Source organism: Natrinema sp. 1APR25-10V2 (assembly GCF_031626495.1).
Classification (GTDB): domain Archaea; phylum Halobacteriota; class Halobacteria; order Halobacteriales; family Natrialbaceae; genus Natrinema.
Window position 1 is genome coordinate 149281 of the sequence record NZ_JAMQOJ010000004.1, and the last position, 25679, is coordinate 174959.

Consider the following 25679-nt stretch of genomic DNA (forward strand, 5'->3'; position numbering starts at 1 on the left):
CGGCCGGCCGATCGTCTCCGAGGCCCTTCGCTACCGCGCTGCCGGCCGCTGTGGCCGGTATCGGCTGGCAGCGCCGGCCCCTGCAAGATGGACAAGATTTTAAGCCAGCGTGGGCTACGTCCGGCCACTATGGGTAAGAAATCGAAGGGCAAGAAGAAGCGACTTGCCAAACTCGAGAACCAGAACAGCCGCGTGCCGGCCTGGGTCATGATGAAGACCGACATGGACGTCCAGCGAAACCCCAAGCGACGCAACTGGCGGCGCAACGACACTGACGAGTAAGCATGAGTGCCAGTGATTTCGAGGAACGCGTCGTCACCGTTCCCCTGCGAGACGTCAAGAAGGGCGCGAACCACGAGGCCGCCGACTACGCGATGCGACTCATCCGCGAGCACCTCGCGAAACACTTCGCGGTCGACGAGGACGCCATCCGACTGGACCCCTCGATCAACGAGGAAGTCTGGTCGAACGGGCGCTCCAACCCGCCGCGAAAGCTGCGCGTCCGCGCGGCTCGCTTCGACGAAGAGGGAGAAGCCGTCGTCGAAGCCGAGGTCGCCGACTAAACTTGCAACGCCTCGCCTTCGCCGGGTCGGCCTACGTCGGCGTCTTCGCCCGTGCGACCGACTCGTGCGTACTCGTTCGCCCCGACATCGACGACGACGTCGTCGCCGATCTGACCGACGAACTCGAGGTGCCCGCCATCCGGACGACCGTCGGCGGCTCCTCGACGGTCGGCGCGCTAGCCACGGGTAACGAGAACGGCCTGCTCGTCAGCGCTCGCGTCCTCGAGTACGAACGCGAGACGCTCGAGGAGGAAGTCGACGTTCCCGTCGCCGAACTGCCGGGCAACATCAACGCCGCCGGCAACGTCGTCCTCGCGAACGACTACGGGGCCTACGTCCACCCGGACCTGCCCCGCGAGGCGATTCAGATCGTCGAAGACACGCTCGAGGTACCCGTCGAACGCGGTGATCTCGCGGGCGTCCGGACCGTCGGTACCGCCGCCGTCGCGAACAACACCGGCGTCCTCTGCCATCCGAAGGCGACCGACGAGGAGCTCGACGCCCTCGAGGCGGCGCTGGACGTCCGGGCCGACGTCGGCACGGTCAACTACGGCGCGCCGCTGGTCGGCTCCGGGCTCATCGCGAACGAGGCCGGCTACGTCGTCGGTGAGGACACCACCGGCCCCGAACTGGGACGGATCGAGGACGCGCTGGGTTATCTCGACTGACGCGACGCGTCTCTACTCGCAACGGTCGATTCGACGCTCGAGTTCTCGACGCACCCAACCGGCGCGTATATTTACTCTATAGCGAGTACTCCCTACATGGTCTGGCAGGATTCGGTTTTCATGCTTGGAAGCGTGCTCACGGTCGTCTTTCTCGTTCCGGCCGTCCGGGACGCGAACGCGCGGATCCCGCTCGCGACGAGCCTGCCGAAAATGGCGCTCGGGGCCGTCTACGCGCTGACGTTCGCCTCCATGGGAATGCGGCTCGCGGCGGTCGGGCTGGTCGCGACCGGGGTCGCGTGGAGCCTGCTGGCGGTGTATCGCTCGCCGCCGGCAACCTCGTCGTCGCGTTCTCGCCGCTCCATTCTGCCGGCGCGGAACGGTCGGCGTTGACGCGTGCGACCGGTCGAAAACTCGGCTCTCGCTGCGTACTTACCGTCGTTCGAACCGGTGTAACACGACCTCGCTGTCGTCGTCCCAGTCGAAGTTCTCGTGGGCGCGCTCGAGCAGGCGCTCGTAGGCCTCGAGGTCCGCCATTCCTTCGGCCTGTGCGTCCTCGTCGGTCAGATCGCCGAGCGTGCGCTCCCGGGTTTCGGTCACTTCGAACGTCGTTCCGTCGATCGCGAACGTGTCGCCTTCGTCGGCGTACTGATGGCCCCGGTGGATCTGCGTGATCTCGCCCTCGAGAACCTGCGTCTGCATTCGCTCGCTGGGCAACAGTTCGCCGGGATCGAGTTCGCTCATGCTCGCGGCTTCGGCCCGATGGCGTAAAATCGTTGACCCTCCGCTCGTCGGCGGATCGGCTGGACCGGACCGTCTCTCCGGCCGTCGCGCGGGCTGCGAAGGCTGGGCCCGGAAGGGAAGATTCTTCCGACTGCCCGCCGGATGGAGACGTATGAGTCAATTCACGGTCAGTGGTCGGTTCAAGAGCCGCGACGGCTTCGCGCCGTTCGAGACGACCATCGACGCCGAAAACGAGAACGTCGCCCGCGAACACGCCTACTCCCAGCTCGGGAGCCAGCACGGGCTCAAACGCACCGAGATCGAACTCGAGGAGGTATCCGCACAATGAGTCAACAGCAGCTCCAGCAGCTCTCGCAGGAACTCCAGGAGATCGAGGAACAGATCGAGGCCCTCCAGACCAACGTCGAGGCCATCCAGCAGGAGAAGACCGAAGTCGACGAGGCCATCGAGGCCCTCGAAACGCTCGAGACCGGCTCGACCGTCCAGATGCCGCTGGGCGGTGGTGCCTACCTCCGAACGACCATCGAGAACATCGACGAAGTGATCGTCGACCTCGGTGCCGACTACGCCGCCGAGTTCGAGGAGGACGACGCCGTCGACGCCCTCGATAACAAGAAAGACCACCTCGACGAGCAGATCGAGGAGCTCAACGAAGAGATCGCCGAACTCGAGACCGAGAGCAGCGAACTCGAGCAGCAGGCCCAGCAGCTCCAGCAGCAGGCGATGCAACAGCAGATGCAGCAGATGGGACAGGGTCAGGGCCCGCAGGGCCCCGACGAGTAACGCGTCGGTCCCCACTCGATAACCCATGTTCGATAACCTGAAGGACAAGCTCGGAAGCTTCCGCAAAGACGCCGAAGAGGCCGCCGAAGAGAACGTCGAGGAAGTCGACGAGGACGAACTCGAGGAGTCCGCCGAACCCGAAGCGGAGCAGCCCGAAGCGGAAGCGGCCGATACCACCCCCGAACCGGCCGACGACGAGGTCGCCGAGACCGTGGCCGCATCGACGGCCGATCCGAACGCCGAACTCGAGTCGGAACCGAGAGCGGCGGCCGACGCCGCCACGCAAGCGGCCGAGTCGACGGGTCAGGAGCCGGCGAGCGACGCCGTTCCCGACTTCGGCGAGGAGCCCACCGAACCCGAGACGGAAGTAGACGAGGCGTCCGTCGACGAACCCGACGAAACGGACGGATCCGCCGAACCGGATGAACCCGACGAGTCCGACGAACTCGAGGACGCCGACGAAAGCGGCGGGACCGGGTTCGGTGCCAAGGCCAAATCCCTCGTCAAGGGGAAGTTCGTCATCGAGGAAGAGGACCTCGAGGGTCCCCTGCACGAACTCGAGATGGCGCTGCTCTCGAGCGACGTCGAGATGGGCGTCACCGAGGAGATCCTCGATAACATCCGAGACGAACTGATCGGCGAGACGCGGACCTTTACCACCTCGACTGGCGAGGTCGTCGAGGAGGCCCTGCGCGATGCGATCTACGACGTGATCAGCGTCGGGCAGTTCGACTTCGACGAGCGGATCGCCATCGAAGACAAACCCGTCACCATCATCTTCACCGGCGTCAACGGCGTCGGAAAGACGACGTCGATCGCCAAGCTGAGCCGCTACTTCGAGGAGCGGGGGTACTCGACGGTGATGGCCAACGGCGACACCTACCGCGCCGGCGCGAACGAGCAGATCCAGGAACACGCCGACGCCCTCGGTACGAAGTGTATCAGTCACCAGCAGGGCGGCGATCCCGCGGCGGTGCTGTACGACGCCGTCGAATACGCGGAGGCGAACGACGTCGATATCGTGCTCGGCGACACCGCGGGTCGGCTCCACACCGACGAGGGCCTGATGGACCAGCTCGAAAAGATCGACCGCGTCGTCGGTCCCGACATGACGCTGTTCGTCGACGAAGCGGTCGCCGGTCAGGACGCGGTCAACCGTGCCCGCGAGTTCGACGAGGCCGCCGAGATCGACGGGGCGATTCTGACGAAAGCCGACGCCGACTCCAACGGCGGTGCGGCGATCTCGGTCGCCCACGTCACCGGGAAGCCGATCCTCTTCCTCGGCGTCGGACAGGGCTACGACGACCTCGAGCGGTTCGATCCCGACGAGATGGTCGATCGGCTACTGGCCGAGGACTAACTCGGTCATCGTCTCGGCAGCTGTCAATCGTTTCAGAAGACACTTATTATATGGCTGAGATGTTCGGGTATGGACCGTCCCCGCTCTCGACGTGCCCTCCTCGCGTCGGCCGCGACGGCCGCGGCGCTCACGGCTGGCGGGTTCGAGTACGGCTCGAGCGAGGCGAACGCGCCGCCGCTCGAGTCGGGAACCGTCCCAGACGACTGGTACGACTGCAGTGCGGTCACGCGACCGGACCCTGATACGCCGGCCGAAGCGAACGCGCTCGAGCCGCGAGCGTATCCGTCGCCGCCGTCGACGCTGCCCGCCGACGAAACTGGTGGTTCGACGGACCGTGGGTCGACGTCGGAACCTGCGACGGGCGCAGGCGAGTACATTACTGACTTCGAGCGGACCTACCGACGGAACGCGTTCGTCGCCCGATACAGCGGTGTGACGCGGACGTTCGAGTTTCGGCTCGACGAGCGTCGGACCAAGCCGGTCGGCTCGGCGACGGACACGGCTGCCGTTCTCGTGGCGATCGTCTACGATCTGACGACGGGGACAAGCCAGTCACCGCCGAGCGACGAGTGGGACACCCGCGTCACGTACTATATCGACGAAAACATTCTCCTCCGGGCCCAGTACGGAGGTATCGCCGAGAAAGCGACGTTCGATCCCGACCCACGACAGCAGGGCGAGCTCGTCGCCTGTTTCGAGTGACAGCAGTGCGCTCACACCTTGTCGGCTACTATTGCCGCTATCACCGACGGTTCGCTCGCGGGCACCGACCCCGAGCCGCTCATTTCGGGATCCTGTCGGGGTTTTCGGCCGCCCCGATCGGCGGCGACCGATCGATGAGGCAATATTTACTGGTGGAAACGACCCACGTCATGATTCGCCGAGTTGCGGGAGTGTATAGGGGCGGGGGAGAATTACCCGTTAAACGATGGTCCATCAGTATCTCGAAAGCGCAGATTCTTTTGACGGCGGTCGAACCACGAGGTGGTTCGCGTGAATACAGTCGAAGAACACAAACAGGAGAAACACCCGCTCGACGTCGTCGACGACGTCTACGACTACGCCGAGGACGAGCTCTCATTCGAGGAGATCGAGGAACGCGCCGGCGGCGGCGAGTGGGAGCGCCTGAAGTGGGCCGGCATGTACGCCCAGAAGCAGGAGGGCTACTTCATGATCCGGACCAAGGTGCCCGGCGGCTACCTGACGCCGGAGCAGGCCGAAGTGATCGGCGAGGTCACCGACGACCTCGCGGTCGCCCCCGAGGAGTACGGCGGCGAGGAACAGAACGAACTCTGGGGCGACGCCTACCTCGACATCACGACCCGACAGGACATCCAGAAACACTGGATCCGCGTCGAGGACGTCCCCGAGATGTGGGACCGTTACGACGAGGTCGGCCTGACGACGGTTCAGGGCTGCGGTGACTCCGCTCGAAACATACTTGGCTGCCCCGCGGCCGGTCTCGACGACCACGAGTGCTTCAACGCACAGCCGGTCATCGATGCTGTCAACGAGTTCTTCACGGAGAACCGCGAGTACGCCAACCTCCCGCGAAAATTCAAGATGACGATCACCGGCTGCGCCCACGACTGCGCGCAGTCCCAGATCAACGACGTCGGTCTCGTCCCGGCGAAAAAGGAGATCGACGGCGAGCACCTCTACGGCTTCCACGCCCGCGTCGGCGGCGGCCTCTCCGACGGACCGCGGATGGGCTCCGAACTCGACGTCTTTATCAAACCCGAGGACGCCGTCGAGTTCTGCCGCGCCGTCGCCCAGACGTTCAAGGAGATCGGCGACCGCAACAATCGCGGCGTCTGCCGCATGCGCTACCTCGTCGAACAGCTCGGCCCGGAGAAGTTCGAGGAGGCGATCCGCGACCGCTGTACGGTCGACCTGCCCACCGGCGGACAGAATCTGACCGTCGGCTACCAGGGCGACCACGTCGGCGTCCGCGACCAGAAGCAGGACGGACTGAAGTACGTCGGCTTCAACGTCATCGCTGGCCGCATGGGCGGCGACGAGTTCGCCGAAGCCGCCCGCGCCGCCGAGAAGTACGGCACCGAGGACGCCTCCGTCCGCCTGGCGACCGACCAGAACTTCCTCATCACCCACATCCCCGAGGAGAACGTCGACGACCTCCTCGCGGAACCGTTCGCCCAGGAGTACAGCCCCGATCCGGGTCCGTTCTCGCGGGGGGCGGTCGGCTGTACCGGCAGCGAGTTCTGTAACTACGCCATCATCGAGACGAAAAAACGCACCAAGCGCTGGGCCCGCGAGCTCGACGACCGCATCGACGTCCCCGACGACATCGAGGCCATCCGGATGCACATGTCCGGCTGCTCGGCCTCCTGTGCCCAGCCCCAGATCGCCGACATCGGCTTCCGCGGCGAGACCGTCAAGCTCGAGGGCGAAGACAGCCCCAACGAGGAAGGCGACAACCTCGTCGAAGGGATGGACTTCGGCCTCGGCGGCTCGCTCGGTGCCGACAACGAGTTCCTAGACTGGATCCAGAACGCGGTGCCCGCCGACTCCGTGATCCCGGCGCTCGAGCAGTTGTTCGACGCCTACTCCGAGCATCGTAACGACGGCGAGAAGTTCTACCAGTGGTGTCGCCGCGTCGACAACGAGCGGCTCCGGACGATCATGCAAGGGGCCGACGCGCCGGTCGCACGGGGTGTTGCTCATGGGGACTGACGGCGAGGACGAACGAAGTGAGTCCCCGGAAATGCGAGCGGGAGCGAAGCGACACGCGAGCCGTGACCGCGAGGCCTCGGACCGAGCGAGTAGCGCGGAGCGAAGCCCGCGAGAAGACGGCGAAGCCGCGAGCCGCGAGGACGAGCGTCGTTTCCCGCACGTCCCAGAATCGGACGACGATGACGACGCGGTCATCGTGCCCGACGCCGGTGCTGACGCGTCCCGTTCCCGCGAGGGAACGGATCACGCTCGAGAGGGCGCCATCGCCACTGACGGCGGCGCGAACGCGGAAGGCAACGGCTGCTCGCCCGACACCTGCACCTGCGGCGAGAAGACAACCGAGCCGACCGCCGAATCGGCCGGTGACAAGCGCGTCGCCACAGACGGAGCCGGCGCCGCCAACGTCGACGAGATGGGCGAACTCGGCGACCTCGAGTTCACCGAGCCCGCGGAGAACGTCAGTCAGGACGTCTACGACGACGCGCCCGACGCGCGCGTCGGGGTGCCGGAGGGCGTCGACCTCGAGACGCCGGAGTACTCGATCCGGTCGCGGATGAACGACATCGAGACGCCGGACGAGAAGACCTGGTTCATGGAACTGGACGAGGCCGTCATCGACGAGGGCCGCTGTATCCAGTGTGGGACCTGCGTCGCCGCCTGTCCGTCGGACTCGATCGGCGTCGGCGACGACGACCTGCCGGAGCTGGTCAAGATGTGCACCGGCTGTTCGCTCTGTTGGGACTTCTGTCCCCGCGGCGGCCTGCGCTACGAGCGCCAGTGGAAGATCACCGGCGGCGACGACAACGTCAAGGGCGCCGGCGACCCGATCACGGAGTTCTCCGCGAAGGTCGAGGACGACTGGACCGACAACGCCCAGGACGGCGGCGTCGTCACCGGCATCCTCGCGACGCTGCTCGAGGAGGGCGAGATCGACGGCGCGCTCGTCGCGACCGAGAGCGAGGAGGAAGAGTGGAAGGCCGAGAGCTACCTCGCGACCACGACCGAGGAGCTCATCGCAAACGCCGGCACCGTCTACAACCAGACGCTGGCGCTCGGTAACCTCGACTTAGCGCAGTGGGAGCACAAGCTCCCCGACAAGGACTGGGAGGACCTCTCGCTCGCCATCGTCGGCACCCCCTGCGAGATCGAGGGCATCCGTGCCCTGCAGGACTTCGAGTGGGACTATCAGGCTCAGAACGAGGGCGTCCGCGCGGTCGATTACACGATCGCGCTGATGTGTACCAAGAACTTCAACTACCACAGCCTCATGGGCGAGCAGTTGGAGGAGAAACGCGGCATCTCGCCGTCCGAAATCGGCAAGATGGACGTCCTCAACGGCAAGATGATGGTCTACGACCACGACGGTGACATGATCGTCGAGGAGGACATCGAGAACTTCCACGACGCCGCGCTCAAGGGCTGTGACGAGTGTGCCGACTTCACCGGCTTCTGTGCCGACGTCACCGTCGGCTCCGTCGGCTCGAGCGACGAGTACTCGAGCGTCATCGTCCGCACCGAGCAGGGGATGAAGGCGTGGGAGTTCACCGAGCCGAAACTCGACTACCACGATCTCGAGGACAAGTCGGCAGTCGGTAAGCTCCAGGGCTGGGACAAGAAGAAGGCCTTTGAGAGCCTCGAGCGTCCCTTCGACCCCGACGCGCCGCGGTTCATCGACTACACCGACCACGCCGAGAACTACGGCACGGCGATGAACCCCCACGATCAGGGGCACTGAGCTGACGCGGACGCCGTCTTTTCGTTCCGTTCTCCGTCGGAGTCCGACGCGTGACCCGACGGGCCCTACGCCGATTCGACGGCCTCGAGGAGGTCGTCGTAGGCCGGTTCGTTCGTCGGATCGTCGGCGACCCAGCTGTACGTGACCGTCCCGTCCTCGTCTACGACGAGGACGGCCCGGTTCGCGATTCCGTACAGGCCGAGGTCCTCGATATCGATCTCGAGGTCGTAGTCGCGGATTGCGTCGCCGGCCGTGTCGCTCACGAGGTCGAACTCGATTCCGTGTTCGTCGCGAAACGCGCCCAGCGAAAACGCCGAGTCCGCGCTGACGCCGATGACGGTCGCGCCGGCCTCGCGGAACTCCTCGAGGCGGTCCTGGAAGGCGACCATCTCGTTCGTACACGGGGGCGTGAACGCGCCCGGGAAGAACGCGAGGACGATGGGGCCGTCGCCGAGGTGGTCCTCGAGGTCGAACGATTCGTGGTCACTGGTCCCGCGCGTCGCGGTGAACGTCGGTGCGGTGTCGCCGGATTCGAGCATCGGTGAGGCGTTCCACGAGCAGCCCCATTAATCTCGGTCCGGACGTGTTCGCCGTTCGGCGTCCCGAAGTGGCGAGTGGCTCGGGATCGACGACGGCCGCTCCCAGGACCGCAAGCGAGCGCTGACGCCCTCAGATCACGATCCCGGACTGCAAAATCGCGATCAGAACTGTCAGCGCCGGGATCGCCAGCAGCGTCGTCAGGAACACGCAGGTCGAGACGTACTCCGAGACGAGTACGCCGTCCGAGCGGGCGCTGCCGGCGAACTCGATGACCAGAATCAGCGGCGTCACGGCGGCCGGCATCGCCGTCTCGAGGACGAATACCCGCGCCACGGTCGGGTTCTGGAAGCCGAGCGCGAGCGCGACGCCGAGGCCGACGACCGGCGCGACGCCGAGCTTGAGCGCCGTCGCGGGCCAGGCCCGGGAAACGGCGGCCGCAGTGTTCGACCGAGCGAGCTGGATCCCGAGGATGAGCAACATGAGCGGAATCGAGGCGTCGCCGACGAGTTGCAGCGTCTCCATCGCCGCCGTATCGGCCGGCGGAATCAGATCCAGCGCACGCGCGCCCAGAGCGGCGACGACGGCGTACACCAGCGGGATGTAGAACACCCGCCGAACGCCCTCGAGGCCGGCCGAGCCGCTGCTCCGGGAGGCGACGTAGACGCCGACGGTGTACATCAGAACGGACTGGACCGAGAGGAAGAGGACGGCCGTCTGTCGGCCGACCTCCCCGAACGCGAAGTCCGAGACGGGGATGCCGAGGTTGCCCGAGTTGGTGAAGATCGCGACCAGTACCAGCGCGCTCAGCGCCGGCTCCTCCTCGCCGACCGCACGCCCGGCGAGCTCGGCGATCATCCACATGACCGCCGTGAAGACGCCGATCCCGACCGCGACACGCAGCAGGGTCGACGCCTCGAGCCTCGTGGTCGCGAGGCTGTGAAACACCAGCGCAGGGGCCAGCACGTAGACGACGGCCGTGTTCAGCGGCTCCGGATCGATCTCTCTGACGGTGGCCAGCACGTAGCCCACTCCTGCGATGGCGACGATCGGCCCGACCGCGGAGGCAAAGATATCGAGGAGGTCGGCCATCGGTCAGCGCTCACCCTCTCGTCGCGGTTGTCGGCTCGAGGAACTCGTCGACCTCGAACCGGTCGTCCCCTGCATTACGGCCTCAGCTACTCCCCGTACTCCCTATGGGACTTACGATGCAGCCGTTGCGGTCCAACCGCCGACCGACACTGCTGCTCGTTCGTTAAGTGTCTCTGGTCACAAGGTAGAGCTACGACGGGACGTCGTTCTCCGCGTGTTCTCTCTCTCCGGAGCGACGGCAGCGGCCGATTCGCTCGAGCGTAAAGCGGTCGACGCGCTGCGAGCGGTCGCTCTTTAAGTGCCTCTGGTCACAAGCTAAAGATACGACGGGAAGCCGGCCGTTCTCGCGATGGAACTACCAGACCAGCCTCGGGCTTCGGCGCGTTTATGCCGTGACGCGGAAACGCCAGCGTATGGCATCCGACGCTCGGATTCGGGTCGCGACGCCGGCGGACGCGGCGGCCGTCCGCGACATCTACGCGCCGTTCTGTGAGGCGACGGCGGTCACTTTCGAAGAAACTGCGCCCACCGAAGCCGAAATAGCCGACCGGATCGAGTCGACCCTCGAGAGCCATCCCTGGCTCGTCTGCGAAATCGACAGCGAGGTCGTCGGCTACACCTATGCGGGACCGCTGCGAAAGCGCCGCGCCTACGAGTGGGTCGTCGAACCGTCGGTCTACGTCGCCGAGACGACCCGCCGATCGGGCGTCGGTCGGGCGCTGTACGAGTCCCTGTTCGCGGTCCTCGAGCGCCAGGGGATCCGCGACGCATACGCCGTGACGACGGTTCCGAACCCCGAAACGGAGCGGTTCCACGAGAAGATGGGGTTCGAACGACTGGTCGACTTCCCGGGGATCGGCTACGCGGAAGGCGAGTGGCGAGACGTGGCCTGGTGGCGGCGACCGCTCGCCGAGAAGCGGAGCGAGCCCGACCGCCCGCGCCCGTTTCCGGCGGTCCGCGAGGACGCCGACTGGGAGTCGCTCGTGCGGTCGGGCGAGCGGTCGCTCGAGCGTTCCTGAATCGGTCGCAACCGCCGCCGACCGAAGCCGATTTCCGCGACTACCGGCTGGTATCTCGCATGAATCCCTCGAGCTGGCGGACCTATCTCGTCACGCAGGCATCGCTGTCGGGCGACCGATCGACCCCCGAGATCGTCCGGGCGGCCATCGACGGCGGCGTCGACGCCGTCCAGTTGCGCGAGAAAGACTCGAGCGCCCGCTCACGATACGAACTCGGGCACGAACTGCGCGAGGTGACGGTCGCGGCGGGCGTCGACCTGATCGTCAACGATCGGATCGATATCGCGCAGGCGATCGACGCCGACGGCGTCCACGTCGGTCAGTCGGACCTGCCGGTCGCGGTCGCCCGCGACCTGCTCGGGCCGGACGCGATCGTGGGTTGCTCGACCTCGACGGTCGCCGAAGCTCGGGAAGCGGAAGCCGAGGGAGCGGACTACCTCGGCGTCGGTGCGGTCTACGGCACATCGTCGAAGGACGTGGACGACGACAAGGACGGGATCGGCCCCGAGCGGATCGCCGCGATCGCCGACGCGGTCTCGATTCCGGTCGTCGGCATCGGCGGCATCACGGCCGACAACGCCGGGCCGGTCGTCGAAGCCGGCGCGGCCGGCGTGGCCGTCGTCAGCGAGATCACGGCGGCCCCGGATCCGCGAGCCGCGACGGAGGCGCTCGCGGCGGCCGTCGAAACCTCGAAGGCCATCGACCACGGAGGTGGAGACGAATGAGTGTCACTGACATCGCCGCCGCGGACCTCGCGGACTCGGTCCGGACGGTCCGGGAAGCGGAGCCGCTCGTCCAGCACCTGACGAACACGGTGACGATCAACGACGTGGCGAACGTGACGCTGCACTGGGGCGGACTGCCGGTGATGGCCGACTCCTTCGGCGACGCCGGCGAGATGGCCGACCTCGCGCGAGCGGTGCTGATCAACATCGGCCAGGTGCCCGACGGCCGCGTCGAGGCCATGCACGAGGCCGGCCGAAAAGCCAACGAACGCGGGATCCCGGTCGTTCTCGATCCAGTCGGCGTCGGCTCGACGCCCTCGAGGCAGGCGGTCGCCGAGAGCCTCCTCTCGGAGGTCGACTTCACCGTCATCAAGGGCAACTACGGCGAGATCGCCGCCCTCACCGGCGTCGAAGCCGAAGTGAAGGGCGTCGAATCAGTCGGCGACTACGAGGAGATCGAGCGGACCGCCCGTTCGCTCGCCGAATCGACCGACACAACCGTCGTCGCCTCGGGCGTCGACGACGTCGTCGCGGACGAAGACGGCGCGGTTCGCGTCGCCGCGGGCCACGAGATGCTCGGCGAGGTCGTCGGAACCGGTTGTATGCTCGGCGCGACGGTCGCCACCTTCTGTGCCGCCCTCGAGGACACCCACGCCGCGGCCGTCCACGGCACGCTCGCGTTCGGAATCGCCGGCGAGCGGGCGGCCGACCTCGAGTACGCGGGGCCGGGCAGCTACCGGACGAACTTCCGCGACGCCGTCTACGGCGTGACCGGCGACGTCGCCACCGGTCTCGACCTCGAGGGCCGCCTCGAGGGCGTCCTCTGAGGGGGCCGACCGGAACGCGTCACCGTCGCTGGTATTCCCGCTGGCCGGAACGTATTGAAACCGTTTTCATACCCCCGGGCGAACGGTGAACTATGGCTCGAGAAGAACTCGAAAACGCGGCCCAGTCGATCGAACAGGCGGCCGACGCCGCGTCCGACGACGAGGCACAGGAGCGACTGCAGAACCAGGCGGACAAGTTCGCCGACTACGCCGGTGCCGACCGCGGGCCGGACCACGGCCAACTCGCGCGCCACGAACACATCCTGAACGACATCGCCGACGAGGAGGGCGGCGACGTCGCGTCGAACCTCGAGGACGCCCTCGAGTCGATCAGCGCGTTCCGAGAGACGGTCGAGGGCGTTTAGGGATAGCGGCGGTTTCGCGGGCTGTGGTTTTTTCGCCGGTCGAGAGCGGTAGTCGAGCGACGATCCGAGGAGTCGGTCGGAGGCTCGATCCGCGGCGTATCGGAGGTTCTCTGCCAGTACGTTCGCGAAGGTGCGGGGAAAAACACGTCCCACTCTCGTGGTGACACGGCGTCGCCACGTCCTCCCCACCCGACTCGCTCGTTCGCGGTACTCACTCACTCGTCCACCGGAAGACGCGTCGCGTCTTCCGAGCTGCTCGAAAACGCGACGCGTTTTCGGCATCACGAGACGGCTTTGCCGTCTCGAACGACTTCGCTCGCAGGCTCGCGAAGACCTCGCGCGGCGTCGAGCAGACGGTTCGCCGTCGGCGAACCGCTGCACAGCACGCGCCACTGCAGTCGGTCGATCGGTCAGAAACGAGTCGGAGAACGCCACACCGGCCGACACGAACTGGCCCCTTCCACCGCGAACCAGTCGATCTCCGCTCAGCAGACGGGCTTCGGGTTCGCGCCCATCCCCTCGAGCGTCTCGACGTACTCGTCGTAGGCGGCCTGGATCGCGCCGGTGGCGGCCTCCTGGGCGCGCTCCCAGTCCTCGTCGGTCTCGCAGACGTCGGTGAGGAGTTCTTTGGCGCGCTCGAGCTGGTCGTCCAGGTCCTCGCCGAAGCCGCGGAACAGGCTGGCGGTCTGGGGGTCAGCGTCGCCGACGAAGTAGCCGACGACCTGATCTTTCGAACGCTGGCTCGCGAGGATGCGGCCGATGAACGCGCCGACGCGCTCGGTGGTGTCCTCGCGGTCGCGTAGATACTCGTGGAGGTTCGGGACCTCGTCGGGTTCGTACTCGTCGTCGAGCTTCCCGTCGACGGTCTCGTAGTGGTCCTGCTCTTCCTCGGCCGTGGCCTCGAAGGCCGCGCGTACCTCGTCGTCGGCCTCGTCGTCGGCCCACTCGAGGAAGGTCTGCCAGGCGGCGTACTCGGCGTCGGCGGTCGCCTCGAGGACGGGCTCGGTGTCGATATCGCCGCCGGTGTCCGCGTACAGCGACTTCGAGGAGCCGAGTCGCGAGAGCGCGGTCTGGTTCTCTTCGCTGACGGTCTCGACGAACGTGTCCGGATCGGTCATGGCGAGTCCTTCGGGAGGGCTCGAGTTATGTCTATCGCGACGACGACCGCCGAGGCGCCCGTCGTTCCCGCGGCGGCGGGCGATAGGTGGCGGCTTCTGTTCGCGAATTGAACTCCAACGGCGACATAACAAAATCGATCGTCGGAATGTCGTCCGTCAGAATGAAACGACGAGCGTATCTCGTGACGGCTGCTGCGGCGACCCTCGGCGGCTGCTCCGCCCCGAGCGATTCGAGTTCGTCCGACGACGACGGGAACACCGCGACCGACGACCCACAGGAGACGGTCGACGAAGAAGCCGGCTCGTTCGATCAGTTCGACGACCTCTCGATGTGGGAGGTGATGGAGGGCTCGCTGGAACTCGACACCGACCGGGCGTACGTCGGCGACCAGTCCGGCCGCATGGAGGCGACCGAAGCCGAGACGCGGGTGATGATCAAACGCCGATTCGACACGCCGCGGGACCTCTCGAGCGAGTTCCCCGCGCTGGCGCTGGCGTCCGAGCAGGACGTCAGTCCGTTCGTTCAGCTCACCGACACCGGCGGAAATCGACTACTCCTCCAGACGGAGGTCAGGTCGGGGCTGCCGTTGCTCCATCAGAATCCGAGCGTCGTCAGGACCGACGGCGAGCCTGATCTGAGCGAGATCGTCCACGTCAAGATCTCGGCGTGGGTCGGAGAGGGCGATCCGGCGACGGTCTGGTGTGACGACCTCCACTTCGTCCCCCGGCCGGAGACGGGCAAAGTCCTCATCCAGTTCGACGACGGCACGGAAACCGCCTACACCCGGGCTCGGTCGACGCTGTCCGATCACGGCTTCCCCGCGACGGCGTTCGTCCCGACGAACTACGTCGGCCGCGAGGGGTACCTCAGTACGGACCAGTTAGAGACCCTCTCGAGCGAGGGCTGGACGATCGCCAGTCAGGGCCGAACGGGCAGCGGCCTCGTCGGCCAGAGCGAGTCCGACCAGCGACGCGAGATCCGGGGTGCGATCGATTGGCTCGAGAGCAACGGGTTCGGAGACGGCGCGAGCTACTTCGCCCACCCGCTCAACCGGTACGACGAGACGACGATGACCCTCGTCGAGGAACACCACGACCTCGGCTTCGTCGGCGGCTACGCCGGCCACGCCGATCTGCTGAACCCGGCGCTCGCGCCGCGTGCAGTCGGGCCGTCGGCCGACGAGGCAAAGCAATTGATCGACCAAACGGCACAGTACCGGACGATCACGACGCTTTCCTATCCGGACCTCTCGGGCGAGACGGGCGCGGCGTTCGAGGAGACGATGTCGTACCTCGCAGACGCCGCGTCGGCCGGCGACCTCGAGGTCGTCGGACCGGACGACATCGCGTCGGATCACGTCTACGAACCGTAGTCGGTTGGAAGACGTACGGTCCCCGTCGCGCCGCTGGCGCTCTTTCTGCGGATACGACGAAAACGGGTGCGATAAAATTGTTCGTTCGGTAGTGCGCTATGTCGCTCAGTTGCCCTTTTCAATCGGGGCGTTGACCAAGTTGCCCCACTCGGTCCAGGAGCCGTCGTAGTTGACGGTGTCGTCGTAACCGAGCAGTTCGTGCAGGGCGAACCAGGCGACCGACGAGCGCTCGCCGATGCGGCAGTAGGCGACGGTCGTCTCGTCGCCGTCGATGTCCTCGTCGGCGTAGAGCTCTTCGAGTTCGTCGCGGGTCTTGAACGTGCCGTCGTCGTTAGTCACGGCGGCCCACGAGATGTTCTTCGCGCCGGGGATGTGGCCGCCGCGCTGGGCGGTCTCTTGGAGTCCCGGGGGCGCGAGGACCTCGCCGGAGTACTCCTCGGGCGAGCGGACGTCGACGAGCGGAACGCCGCGCTCGATCGCTTTCTCGACGTCTTCGCGGTAGGCGCGGATGCTCTCGCGCGGGCCGGCGGCGTCGTACTCGGTCTCGGAGAAGCCCGGCTCCTCGTCGGTGGTCGGGTAGTCGTTCTCGAGCCAGTACTCGCGGCCGCCGTCGAGCAGCTTGGCGTCGTCGTGGCCGTAGTACTTGAACTGCCAGTAGGCGTAGGCGGCGAACCAGTTGGAGTTGTCGCCGTAGAGGACGACCGTGTCGTCCTCGCTGATGCCGTGGCTGCCGAGCAGGTCCTCGAAGTCCTCTTTCTCGAGGATGTCACGCTGGGTCTGGTCCTGGAGCTGCGTCTCCCAGTTGAATCCGATCGCGCCGGGGGCGTGCTCTTCCTCGTAGGCTTCCGTGTCGACGTCGACCTCGACCAGCCGGAGGTCGGAGTCGTCGTCCTGGAAGTCGTCGAGTCGCTCCTCGACCCAGTCGGCCGTGACGAGTACGTCGTTGGCGTAGTCGCTTGCCATACACAGCCGTTCAATGGCGACACACAAAGGGACTTCTTAACCGGTCAATTCGGTCACCGGTCGATCCTGTCGGACATACTTGCCGCTTCTCTCGGCGCTCGAGCGCCGCGTCCGTCGATTTCGCGGTCGAATCGGCCGATGACGGGGCTCGTTCGATACATAGCGGACTATACCGGTCAGATTTCTCACCGGACACCAGCAAGCATTGCCACTGTCCCGGTAGGCGCAATTCGACGCGAAACCGGTGCGTACTCGGGCTTGGGTTTCGTAGGCGTCCTCTAATGGACGAAACCGTCGTCGTCTCCCCCGACTGGCTCGCATCGCGTCTGGACGACCCCGCCGTGCGCATCGTCGACGTCAGGGACGCCTGGGAGTACGACGGCATCGGCCACATCCCCGGCGCGGTGAGCATTCCGTTCGACAGCTACCGCGACGAGAGCGACGTGGATCGGGGCACCCTGCCTGGTGCCGACGCCTTCGCCGATCTGCTCGGGGAGGCGGGGATCGAGCCCGACGACACGATCGTCGTCTACGACGACACCCACGGCGTCTTCGCCGCCCGCTTCGTCCTCACCGCTCTCGAGTACGGCCACGACGACGTTCGCCTGCTCGACGGCGATTACAGCGCGTGGAACCGAGAGCACGAAACCACGAGCGACGAGCCCGAGATCGAACCGACGGACTACGAGCCCGATCCGCTGGCCCCCGAAGAGAGTCCGCTGGTCGGCTACGACGCCGTCGCGGACGCCCTCGAGCGCGACGCCGTCTTCGTCGACACGCGCGAGCGAGACGAGTTCGAGGAGGCCCGCCTGTCCGGCGCGGTGCGGTTCGACTGGCGCGAGGTCGTCGACGACGAGACGCGGCGGCTGAAACCCGAGGCCGAACTCGAGGAACTGCTCGCCGATCACGGGATCACCCCGGACCGCGAGATCGTCCTCTACTGTAACACGGCCCGGCGGATCAGCCACACCTACGTCGTCCTGAAAGCGCTGGGCTACGAGAACGTCGCCTTCTACGAGGGGAGCCTGACGGAGTGGCTCGCCAACGACGGCGAAGTCGAGAGCGGTCCGGTCGACGAGTAATCCCACGGACGAGCGAGCTACGGTCCTGTCGTCATCCCGTACGTTGATGAGCATCGACACGAATCGGGTGTCATGAACGCGGCTATCGGCCGGCGTCGGTTTCTCCTCGCAACCGCCGGCGCGAGCGCGCTCGCGGGCTGTTCGTCCTCGAGCACCGACGAGTCGCCGTCCAACGAGACTGACGAGAACCCGGACGCGGGTGCGGACGCGGACGCGTCGGTGGAACTCGAGGGGATGTCGGCGACGCTCCAGTACGTCCGTCCGGCGACCGATGAGCGACGGCCCGAGGTCCTCGCGACCGACGGTCGCCAGTACGTCGTCGTCACGGTCGGCGCATCGGCGGTCGAAGCGAGCGATGTCGCCCTCCGATTGGATGGGACCGAATACGCCAGTTCGTTCACCGCGACGGCGGACGGCCGACTCGACATCGGGTTCGCGGTCCCGCGCGACGTGGCGGCCGAGAGCGGGACCGTGCTGGTCGGCGGCGAATCGAAGCCGATCTATCGCGATGTCCTCGACCGACTGGCGAACCCGCCTCGCTTCACGAACGTCTCGTTCGACGCCGACGCGGAGATCCGACCGGGGGCGTTCATGGGACTCGACGTCCGCGTCTGGAACAAGGGCGGACCAGGACCGTTCAACGGCGTCTTCGACGTTCCCGACGCGTCCCCGAAGGTGTTCTCGGAGCGCGTCGACAGCGGCACGTTCGCCAGCTACGCGACGTACGTGACGATCAGCGAGGACGCGGCGCCGGGCGATCGAACGGCCGTCTTCGATACCGGGTTCGAGCAGTACACCGTCCCGTTCACGGTTGTTCGGTCCGATTCGAGATAGCGACGAATCCGACGACAGCCGTCGACGACCCGATGTTCGTCAGGCTTCGTCCCCGTCGACGGCCGGGAGCGTGAATCGAAACGTCGCGCCCTCACCGGGCTCTGTGTCGACCCAGATGTCGCCGTCGTGGCGCTCGACGATACGTCGACAGAGCGCGAGGCCGATCCCGGTTCCGGCGTGTTCCTCGTGGCTGTGGAGTCGCTCGAACACGTCGAAGATGCGTTCTTCGTCGTCGGGATCGATGCCGATCCCCTCGTCCGCGACCGAGACGATCCACTTGGCGCCGTCCCGTTGCGCCCCGATGTCGATCTTCGGGGGCTCGTCGCCGCTGTACGTGAGCGCGTTCGACAGCAGGTTCTGGAACACCTGCCGGAGCTGGTCCGGGTCGCCCTCGACGCGAGGCAACGACTCGCTCGAGAGGGTCGCATCGGTTTCGTCGAGTCTGAGCCGCAGATCCCGCCGGACGTCCTCGAGCACGGCGTCGAGATCGACGGGCTCGAAGGGATCGCCCTGCGTCTCGATCCGGGAGTACTCGAGGAGGCCGTCGATCATCTCGCGCATGCGCTCGGCCCCGTCGACGGCGTACGCGATGAACTCCTCGCCGTCGGAATCGAGGTCGTCCTCGTAGCGATCCTCGACGAGCGAGAGGTAACTGGTGACCATCCGCAGCGGTTCTTTGAGATCGTGGGAGACGGTGTACGCGAACTGCTCGAGCCGTTCGTTCGACGCCTCGAGTTCGCGTTCGTACTGTTGGCGCTCGAGTTCGGCGCTCACCCAGTTGCCGAGTAGTTCGACGAACGTGACCTCCCAGTCGGAGAACTCCTCGGCTCGCGCCTCCATGTCGTAGAAACAGAACGTGCCGTACACGTCGTCGCCGACCGAGACCGGCGTGCCGAGATAGCAGGAAATCCCCCACTCGGCGTTCCCCGCTCGGTCGGCGAGTTCGGGCGCGTCCGCATCGACGTCCTCGAGGACCAGCGTCCGTTCGGTGTCGACGACGCGCTCGCAGTTCGTCGCGGACAGCGCGGTGGTGTCGCCCGCCGCGAGGTCGGCGTCGACGGGCGCGTCGACGGCCTCGAAGATGTACTCGTCCGCGTCTTCGTGGACGCAGGACAACGTCGCGTAGTCCGTGCCGATCGTGTCTCGGACGACGCTCAGCAGCGCCTCGATCTGATCGGCGAACGGCCGGTCGGGATCCGCGATCACTTCGTAGGCGTCCTGCAGCGCTCGTTCGCGGTCTCGGAACTGTGCCGTCCGGCGCGTGCGCTCGGTGTCGACACGTATCGAGACCGTCAGTCCCGTTTCGGAGGGATACGCACGACCGTCGAGGCGGGCGGCGAGCGACTCGGCAACGACCTCGAACGAGGCCGGTTCCTGCGTCCGCATCGCTCGCTCGTACTCGTCGCGGCGCGCTGAGCCGATCGCGTCGGGCACGGCCTCCCAGACGACCGTCCCGAGCACCTCCGCCTCGGGCCGCTCGAGCAACCGCTCGGTCCGTTCGTTGCAGAACGTCAGCCGCCACTCCTCGTCGACTGCGAAAACGGCGTCGGTGATGCGCCCGTAGACCGCTCTCGCGGCGTCACCGTCCTGCGGCCCGGGCGAGTCCGGTCGCTCGGCCATTTGCTACGGTCACGGGCTTGAAGCTGATAAGCTACCCGTCGCTCACGTCCCGCCAGTCCGGCGCCGTCGAGTACGTCGCGTCGGAGAGGTCGTCGAACGCCGAATAAACGACCTCGTTCAACGCCGGATGAACGTGGACCGGCCCCGCGACGTCGTCGACGGTCCCGTCGGCGCTGTCCATCGCGACGACGACCTCGTGGAGCAACGTTGCGGCCTGCGGGCCGACGATGTGACAGCCCAGAATCTCGCCGTCCGGCGCGGCGATCGCCTTCACGAAGCCATCGTCGGCCTCGAGGATCATCCCCAGCGGCGCGGCCCCGTAGGGCTCGGTCACAGTCTCGTACTCGCGGCCCTCGTCCTCGAGTTCCGCTTCCGTCTGTCCGACGCTCGCGACCCGCGGGCTGGTGAAGATCGCGTGGGGCATGGTCCGGTAGTCGACTTCTCGCCCCGCGTCGTCTCGCGGCGCTGCCGCTCGACTGTCCGAGGCGCGTGGCGCCTCGCTGTCCTCCAGCACGTTCGCGGCGACGACTTCGGACTCGTAGTCGGCCGCGTGCTTGAACGGCTGTGTGCCGAGCACATCGCCGAGCGCCCAGACCCCGTCCGCGGTCGTCTCGAGCCGATCGTCGGTCTCGACGTACCCGTCGTCGTCCGTTTCGACGCCGGTTTTCTCGAGGTCGAGCGTGTCGGTGTTGGGTCGGCGACCGGTCGCCAGCAGGAGGTCGTCACCGGCGAACTCGACTGCGTCGGCGTCGCTTTCGTCGTCCGCAGGGTCGGCGATTACGGTGACGCCGCCGGACTCGCTTCGGTCGACCGACGCCGCTTCGTAGCCGGTGTAGATGTCGCAGTAGGCCTCGAGCGACTCGGTAACGGCGGCGCTCACGTCGGCGTCTTCCCGGGGGACGAGCAGGTCGCTGCGGCCGACGATCGAGACAGTGGTACCGAGCGCGCCGAAGAAGTAGCCCAGTTCGGTACCGATGTAGCCCCCGCCGACGACGACGAGTTCGTCGGGCCGGTCGTCGAGGAAGAGGGCGTCGTCGCTCGTGAGGAAGTCGACGTCCTCGAGGCCGTCGATCGGCGGGATCATCGGCCGGCTCCCGACGGCGATGACGACGGTGTCGCCGCGTACCCGGCCGCCGTCTCCGCTGTCCGCTGTCCCACCGTCCGCACCGTCTCCGGCCGGCTCGACCGCGAGCGTGCGGTCATCGACGAACCGCCCTTCGCCGCGGTAGAGGGTGACGTTCTCGCTGTCTCGGAAGCTCGAGGCCTGATTGTCCGCCTTCTCGAAGACCGTGTCGTGAATCGACGACGTGATCTCGTCGTAGTCGACCGCGGCCAGCTCGGCGCGGACGCCGAACTCGTCGGCCCGTCGCAGTTCGTGGACGATATCCGCCCGGTGGATGAGCGCCTTCGAGGGGACACAGCCCCGCGTCACGCAGGCTCCGCCGAGCGGGCCCGGTTCGATCACGGCCGCCACGAGCCCCTGTCGGGCCGCCGCGGTGGCGACCTGGCTTCCCGATCCGCCGCCGACGACGACGATGTCGTACTCGTCCATACCGGTCTCGACCACGGACGACCGCGTAAAATTGGAGCCTGCTATTCGCACCGAAACGGCTCGTTCCCCGTCCGCCGAAATCGCCGCCGCGGCTGCCCCTCAGAGCCAGTCGTCGCCCGGATCGTCGTCCGTCGCTTCCCTATAGGACTCGACCGCCGCCGCGAGGTTCGCCAGCGCCTCTTCGGGCGTCTGTCCCTGACTCGAGACGCCGGTCACCTCGTCGTCGGCGATGTGGAGCCCGTGCTCGTTCTGTCGCATCGTCACGTTCGCGTCCTCGAGGGCCTCGTACTCCGAGGGGTCGACGTCTGCGTCCGAACTCATACGCGAGGGTTGTCGCGGTCGAGGGAAATACCCACCGACGCCGCTCGAGGGGCCGTCGCGTCGTCGGCCGAGGTCGTGCGATCGATCGCCCGAGTCGGGACGCCGGCGGTGCGTCGAGCGATCGAACCGGCATTCGCGTGTCGAACGTAGAAAAAGCCTTTAACGCCATCGCCCCGTAGACGGTGCAAATGGTACTCGACGATCTCGGGAGTTCTCTGCGGGGCACCCTCGACAAGCTCCGCGGGAAGTCGCGGCTCAGCGAGGAAGACGTCGAGGAGATCGTCAAGGAGATCCAGCGCTCCTTGCTCTCCGCCGACGTCGACGTCTCGCTCGTGATGGAGCTCTCGGACAACATCAAGGAACGCGCACTCGAAGAGGAACCACCCGCCGGCACCCCCGCGCGGGACTTCGTCCTCCGCATCGTCTACGAGGAACTGGTCGATCTCATCGGCGACTCGACCGAGCTGCCCCTCGAGGAACAGACCATCCTGCTCGCCGGGCTGCAGGGGTCCGGGAAGACGACCTCCGCCGCGAAGATGGCCTGGTGGTTCTCGACGAAGGGGCTTCGCCCGGCGGTCATCCAGACCGACACCTTCCGGCCCGGTGCCTACCAGCAAGCCGAAGAGATGGCCGAGCGCGCGGAGGTCGATTTCTACGGGAACCCGGACAACGACGACCCCGTCGAGATCGCCCGCAAGGGCCTCGAGGAGACCAGCGAGGCCGACGTGCACATCGTGGACACGGCCGGTCGCCACGCGCTCGAGGACGACCTGATCGACGAAATCGAGCAGATCGAGGACGTAGTCGACCCCGACACGTCGCTGCTCGTGCTCGACGCCGCGATCGGGCAGGGGGCGAAAGATCAGGCCCAGCAGTTCGACGAGTCGATCGGGATCGACGGCGTCGTCATCACGAAGTTAGACGGGACCGCGAAGGGTGGCGGTGCGCTGACCGCAGTCGACCAGACCGACTCCTCGATCGCCTTCCTCGGGACCGGCGAGGAGGTCCAGGACATCGAGCGCTTCGAGCCAGACGGTTTCATCTCGCGGCTGCTCGGCATGGGCGACCTCTCGCAGCTCGCCGAGCGCGTCGAGCGCGCCATGCAGCAGACCGACATCGAGGAGGAGGACTGGGATCCGGAGGACATGCTACAGGGCCAGTTCACCCTGAACGACATGCAAAAGCAGATGGAGGCGATGAACAACATGGGGCCGCTCGACCAGGTGATGGACATGATCCCCGGCTTCGGCGGCGGGATCAAGGACCAGCTCCCCGACGACGCGATGGACGTCACGCAGGAGCGGATGCGCACCTTCAGCGTGATCATGGACTCGATGACCGACGCCGAAAAGGAGTACCCGAAGGCCATCGGCGCGAGCCAGATCGAGCGCATCGCTCGCGGCTCCGGCACGAGCGAGGAAGAGGTCCGGGAACTGCTCCAGCAGTACAAGATGATGGAACGCACCATCAAGCAGTTCCAGGGCATGGGCTCCGACCAGGAGATGCAGCGCATGATGAAGCAGATGCAACAGGGCGGCGGTGGCGGCGGTGGCATGGGCGGGATGGGTCCGTTCGGGTAACTCCCTCGCCCGTCCGCCCACGCTCTTCGATTCTCTCGCGCTATTTCACGCGGTCGTCACCGATTCGACTGACATTCGCGCTGCCGCTACGTTAATGGATCTCTAGACGAACTCTCGAGTAACAATGAACCGTCGACAGTATCTGACTCGCGCCGGCGCGGCCGGCGCAACGACCGCTCTTCTCGCGGCCGGTGCCGGTTGTCTCGGCGACCTCACCGGATCGGACGGCGGCAACGGCGACGCCGACGTCGGTAGTCGCGCCGGCGTTCGCGCGCTCGACCGCGCCGCCGGCAAACTGAACGAGGCCGCCCAGTCGCTGAACGAACTCTCGCTCGAGGACCCCGAAAACGTCGAGTTCGACCCCTCGGAGCCGCGGACCAAGATTTCGGAGGCGCGCGACCATCTCGAGACCGCCGAGTCCGAACTGGGCGAGGACCGGCAGGCGGATATCGAGACGCTCCGGTCGTACGCCGACGCTCTCGAGGGGCTGGTCGCGGTGACCGCTACCGTCACCGACGAGACGATCGCCGACGACATCGACACCGTCACGACGGCGATCGAGGAACAGGGCGACCTCGAGACGGCGAACGAGACGGTCGACGACCGGTATGCCGAGATCTCGTCGGCCCACGAGCGGTTCGAGCAGGCGGAGACGACGATCGGAGACATCGACGGGGACCGACTCAGCGACCTGACCGGGGTCGATCTCGCGGATCTCGAGGAGGGGGTGAGCGCCCTCGGCACCGCCGTCGGTTCGCTCGAGACGCTCGCGGCGGCCTACGACTCGACGCTCGACACCGAGTCGGGCTACGGCGCGCTCGAGGCAGGGCGGACGAAGTTCGAGAACGGTGAGTACGCGGCGGCCCAGAGCGAGTTCGCCACCGCCGAGTCGACGTTTGCGGATGCACAGACGAATCTCGAGAACGGGACCGGGTCGGCCCCCGAGGGACTCGTCCAGTACTTCGAGACGGCGGCGTGCCAGACCACACATCTGACGACGGCAGCGGGGGCGTTCGCCGACGCCGCGGGGGCCGCAGCCGACGGCGACGCGGTCACCGCCAGAAGTCGGAAAAACGACGGCGAAGACGCCCTCGACGACGTCAATAGCTGTGCGAACTGACCTACTGCACCGCCGTCGCGTCGCGCTCGCGAGCCGCCGTCGGCGGGAGTTCGTCGACGAGGACGACCGCGTCCCCCTCGAGGACCGGAGTGTCGTCGCCGTCTAGCACGGTCGTCTCGATCCGGTACTTCGCCCGGCCGAGGTCCTCGACGACCTCGCAAACGGCGGTAGCGCGCTCGTCGATCGACAGCGGGGCGCGGAAACTGCTCTCCTGGGACAGGTAGATCGTCAGCCCCGGCAGTCTGGCGAGCGCGGCGCTGACGAGTCCGTTCGCGAGGACGCCGTGAACGATCCGCTCGCCGAACCGCGTTTCGGCGGCGTAGCCCGCGTCGAGGTGAACCCGGTTGGTGTCGCCGGTCACCTCCGCGAAGGCCTCGACGTCGTCCTCGGAGAGCGTCTTCGAGAATCGGGCGGTTTCGCCCACTGAGACCGTCGATTCGTCCGCACTGCGGTACTCGAACTCCCAGTCGTCGCGCTCGTACAGCGTGTCGGACCGAACCCGCCGACGCGCTGGTTCGGCCTCGTGGTGATCCGGTCTGTGGGCGAGATGGGGCACGTAGTATGAGAGCTCCGTCGTCGTGAGGATGCCCGCGAGCGTGCCGTGATCGTCGCCGTCCTCGACCACGGGCAGGTGTTCGATTTCGGACGACCGCAACAGTTCGACGGCGTCGACGATCGAGGCGGTCGGCGCGATACTCGTCAACGGAGTCGACATGACCCCCGATAGCTCGAGGTGGCCGAGGTCCCCCCGCTCGCAGAGTTCGGTTGCGAAGTCGCCCTCGGTGACGATGCCGACGGGTTCGCCGTCTCGGACGACGACCACCGAACTCACGCCCTCGCCGCGCATCAGCGTCGCCGCCTCGGTTGCGGTGGCGTCCGGTGCAGCGGTGGCGACGTCCTCGACCATGATCTCAGTGACGGGTATCGTGTCGCGCATTTGATATCCGTACGCCACCGAGGCCTACAATCGTTGGGGTCAGGTTCGACGTTCGGTATCGGTCCCCTTT

General features: G+C 66.7%; 28 protein-coding genes. 19 read left to right on the forward strand and 9 right to left on the reverse strand.

Annotated features, from left to right (window positions below; all coding sequences use genetic code 11):
* Window positions 1–129: 129 nt before the first annotated feature.
* The 4 genes from NDO75_RS13725 (at window position 130) to NDO75_RS13740 (ending at window position 1621) form a co-directional block, all read left to right on the forward strand.
* Window positions 130–282, forward strand: a complete 153-nt coding sequence (locus NDO75_RS13725; RefSeq protein ID WP_006184874.1) for a 50S ribosomal protein L39e — start codon at window positions 130–132, stop codon at window positions 280–282.
* 2 nt (window positions 283–284) lie between these two features.
* On the forward strand, window positions 285–563 hold the full coding sequence (locus tag NDO75_RS13730; RefSeq protein ID WP_008892985.1) for a 50S ribosomal protein L31e: 279 nt from the start codon (window positions 285–287) through the stop codon (window positions 561–563).
* A 2-nt stretch (window positions 564–565) separates the two neighbouring features.
* Window positions 566–1231: a translation initiation factor IF-6 gene (locus tag NDO75_RS13735; protein WP_310907011.1), complete on the forward strand. Its 666-nt coding sequence runs from the start codon at window positions 566–568 to the stop codon at window positions 1229–1231.
* 96 nt (window positions 1232–1327) lie between these two features.
* A complete protein-coding gene (locus NDO75_RS13740; RefSeq protein WP_310907013.1) occupies window positions 1328–1621 on the forward strand; it encodes a hypothetical protein in 294 nt (97 codons plus the stop codon).
* A gap of 39 nt (window positions 1622–1660) precedes the next feature.
* Here NDO75_RS13740 and NDO75_RS13745 read toward each other — a convergent pair whose 3' ends face one another.
* Entirely contained in the window at window positions 1661–1972 is a 312-nt protein-coding gene (locus NDO75_RS13745; protein ID WP_310907014.1) for an ASCH domain-containing protein, read from the reverse strand.
* Window positions 1973–2123: 151 nt separating this feature from the next.
* On the opposite strand from NDO75_RS13745, the gene rpl18a reads away from it, so the two are divergent.
* The 6 genes from rpl18a to NDO75_RS13775 all read left to right on the forward strand — a co-directional run bounded on the left by rpl18a (window position 2124) and on the right by NDO75_RS13775 (window position 8544).
* Window positions 2124–2300, forward strand: a complete 177-nt coding sequence (rpl18a, locus tag NDO75_RS13750) for a 50S ribosomal protein L18Ae (protein ID WP_310907016.1) — start codon at window positions 2124–2126, stop codon at window positions 2298–2300.
* Window positions 2297–2755 carry a prefoldin subunit alpha gene (gene pfdA, locus NDO75_RS13755; protein ID WP_310907018.1) on the forward strand — a complete coding sequence of 153 codons (459 nt, stop codon included), beginning with the start codon at window positions 2297–2299 and terminating at the stop codon, window positions 2753–2755. The genes rpl18a and pfdA overlap by 4 nt, the downstream gene beginning before the upstream one ends.
* Before the next feature lie 25 nt (window positions 2756–2780).
* Window positions 2781–4115: a signal recognition particle-docking protein FtsY gene (gene ftsY / locus NDO75_RS13760; RefSeq protein WP_310907019.1), complete on the forward strand. Its 1335-nt coding sequence runs from the start codon at window positions 2781–2783 to the stop codon at window positions 4113–4115.
* Between the two features lie 69 nt (window positions 4116–4184).
* On the forward strand, window positions 4185–4817 hold the full coding sequence (locus tag NDO75_RS13765; RefSeq protein ID WP_310907020.1) for a hypothetical protein: 633 nt from the start codon (window positions 4185–4187) through the stop codon (window positions 4815–4817).
* A 291-nt stretch (window positions 4818–5108) separates the two neighbouring features.
* Entirely contained in the window at window positions 5109–6809 is a 1701-nt protein-coding gene (locus NDO75_RS13770; protein WP_310907022.1) for a ferredoxin--nitrite reductase, read from the forward strand.
* Window positions 6799–8544 (forward strand): Coenzyme F420 hydrogenase/dehydrogenase, beta subunit C-terminal domain, encoded by a 1746-nt coding sequence (locus NDO75_RS13775; RefSeq protein WP_310907024.1) that lies wholly within the window; start codon window positions 6799–6801, stop codon window positions 8542–8544. The genes NDO75_RS13770 and NDO75_RS13775 overlap by 11 nt, the downstream gene beginning before the upstream one ends.
* 65 nt (window positions 8545–8609) lie before the next feature.
* On the opposite strand, the gene NDO75_RS13780 is transcribed toward NDO75_RS13775, so the two are convergent.
* Window positions 8610–9083, reverse strand: a complete 474-nt coding sequence (locus NDO75_RS13780; protein ID WP_310907025.1) for a redoxin domain-containing protein — start codon at window positions 9081–9083, stop codon at window positions 8610–8612.
* Between the two features lie 130 nt (window positions 9084–9213).
* Window positions 9214–10173, reverse strand: a complete 960-nt coding sequence (locus NDO75_RS13785; protein WP_310907027.1) for an AEC family transporter — start codon at window positions 10171–10173, stop codon at window positions 9214–9216.
* Between the two features lie 413 nt (window positions 10174–10586).
* Here NDO75_RS13785 and NDO75_RS13790 point away from each other — a divergent pair, with 413 nt between their 5' ends.
* The 4 genes from NDO75_RS13790 (at window position 10587) to NDO75_RS13805 (ending at window position 13109) form a co-directional block, all read left to right on the forward strand.
* The gene (locus NDO75_RS13790; RefSeq protein WP_310907028.1) at window positions 10587–11192 is read left to right on the forward strand and encodes a GNAT family N-acetyltransferase; all 606 of its coding nucleotides are present in this window, start codon (window positions 10587–10589) and stop codon (window positions 11190–11192) included.
* Between the two features lie 59 nt (window positions 11193–11251).
* On the forward strand, window positions 11252–11917 hold the full coding sequence (gene thiE, locus NDO75_RS13795) for a thiamine phosphate synthase (RefSeq protein ID WP_310907030.1): 666 nt from the start codon (window positions 11252–11254) through the stop codon (window positions 11915–11917).
* Window positions 11914–12744 carry a hydroxyethylthiazole kinase gene (gene thiM, locus NDO75_RS13800; protein WP_310907032.1) on the forward strand — a complete coding sequence of 277 codons (831 nt, stop codon included), beginning with the start codon at window positions 11914–11916 and terminating at the stop codon, window positions 12742–12744. The genes thiE and thiM overlap by 4 nt, the downstream gene beginning before the upstream one ends.
* Window positions 12745–12836: 92 nt before the next feature.
* Window positions 12837–13109 (forward strand): hypothetical protein, encoded by a 273-nt coding sequence (locus NDO75_RS13805; RefSeq protein WP_310907033.1) that lies wholly within the window; start codon window positions 12837–12839, stop codon window positions 13107–13109.
* A 485-nt stretch (window positions 13110–13594) separates the two neighbouring features.
* Here NDO75_RS13805 and NDO75_RS13810 read toward each other — a convergent pair whose 3' ends face one another.
* Complete coding sequence (locus NDO75_RS13810; protein WP_310907035.1) at window positions 13595–14227, reverse strand: rubrerythrin family protein; 633 nt, start codon at window positions 14225–14227, stop codon at window positions 13595–13597.
* A gap of 161 nt (window positions 14228–14388) precedes the next feature.
* Between NDO75_RS13810 and NDO75_RS13815 the strand changes: the two genes are divergently transcribed.
* Window positions 14389–15600, forward strand: a complete 1212-nt coding sequence (locus NDO75_RS13815) for a polysaccharide deacetylase family protein (protein WP_310907036.1) — start codon at window positions 14389–14391, stop codon at window positions 15598–15600.
* Window positions 15601–15705: 105 nt separating this feature from the next.
* Here NDO75_RS13815 and NDO75_RS13820 read toward each other — a convergent pair whose 3' ends face one another.
* Entirely contained in the window at window positions 15706–16563 is an 858-nt protein-coding gene (locus NDO75_RS13820) for a sulfurtransferase (protein WP_310907037.1), read from the reverse strand.
* A gap of 281 nt (window positions 16564–16844) precedes the next feature.
* Between NDO75_RS13820 and NDO75_RS13825 the strand changes: the two genes are divergently transcribed.
* Both NDO75_RS13825 and NDO75_RS13830 read left to right on the forward strand, forming a co-directional pair.
* Window positions 16845–17645 (forward strand): sulfurtransferase, encoded by an 801-nt coding sequence (locus NDO75_RS13825; RefSeq protein ID WP_310907038.1) that lies wholly within the window; start codon window positions 16845–16847, stop codon window positions 17643–17645.
* A 72-nt stretch (window positions 17646–17717) separates the two neighbouring features.
* Window positions 17718–18479, forward strand: a complete 762-nt coding sequence (locus tag NDO75_RS13830) for a hypothetical protein (protein WP_310907039.1) — start codon at window positions 17718–17720, stop codon at window positions 18477–18479.
* Window positions 18480–18518: 39 nt separating this feature from the next.
* Here the strand turns inward: NDO75_RS13830 and NDO75_RS13835 are convergent, their stop codons facing one another.
* From NDO75_RS13835 to NDO75_RS13845, 3 genes are all read right to left on the reverse strand, one after another.
* The gene (locus tag NDO75_RS13835; RefSeq protein WP_310907040.1) at window positions 18519–20099 is read right to left on the reverse strand and encodes an ATP-binding protein; all 1581 of its coding nucleotides are present in this window, start codon (window positions 20097–20099) and stop codon (window positions 18519–18521) included.
* 31 nt (window positions 20100–20130) lie between these two features.
* Window positions 20131–21651 (reverse strand): dihydrolipoyl dehydrogenase, encoded by a 1521-nt coding sequence (locus tag NDO75_RS13840; RefSeq protein WP_310907041.1) that lies wholly within the window; start codon window positions 21649–21651, stop codon window positions 20131–20133.
* 99 nt (window positions 21652–21750) lie between these two features.
* On the reverse strand, window positions 21751–21972 hold the full coding sequence (locus NDO75_RS13845) for a hypothetical protein (RefSeq protein ID WP_310907042.1): 222 nt from the start codon (window positions 21970–21972) through the stop codon (window positions 21751–21753).
* 188 nt (window positions 21973–22160) lie between these two features.
* Between NDO75_RS13845 and NDO75_RS13850 the strand changes: the two genes are divergently transcribed.
* Window positions 22161–23552 (forward strand): signal recognition particle protein Srp54, encoded by a 1392-nt coding sequence (locus tag NDO75_RS13850; RefSeq protein WP_310907044.1) that lies wholly within the window; start codon window positions 22161–22163, stop codon window positions 23550–23552.
* A 124-nt stretch (window positions 23553–23676) separates the two neighbouring features.
* Window positions 23677–24672, forward strand: coding sequence for a hypothetical protein (locus tag NDO75_RS13855; RefSeq protein ID WP_310907045.1), 996 nt, complete (start codon window positions 23677–23679; stop codon window positions 24670–24672).
* Between the two features lies 1 nt (window position 24673).
* Here the strand turns inward: NDO75_RS13855 and NDO75_RS13860 are convergent, their stop codons facing one another.
* On the reverse strand, window positions 24674–25609 hold the full coding sequence (locus NDO75_RS13860; RefSeq protein ID WP_310907047.1) for a CBS domain-containing protein: 936 nt from the start codon (window positions 25607–25609) through the stop codon (window positions 24674–24676).
* Window positions 25610–25679: the final 70 nt, after the last annotated feature.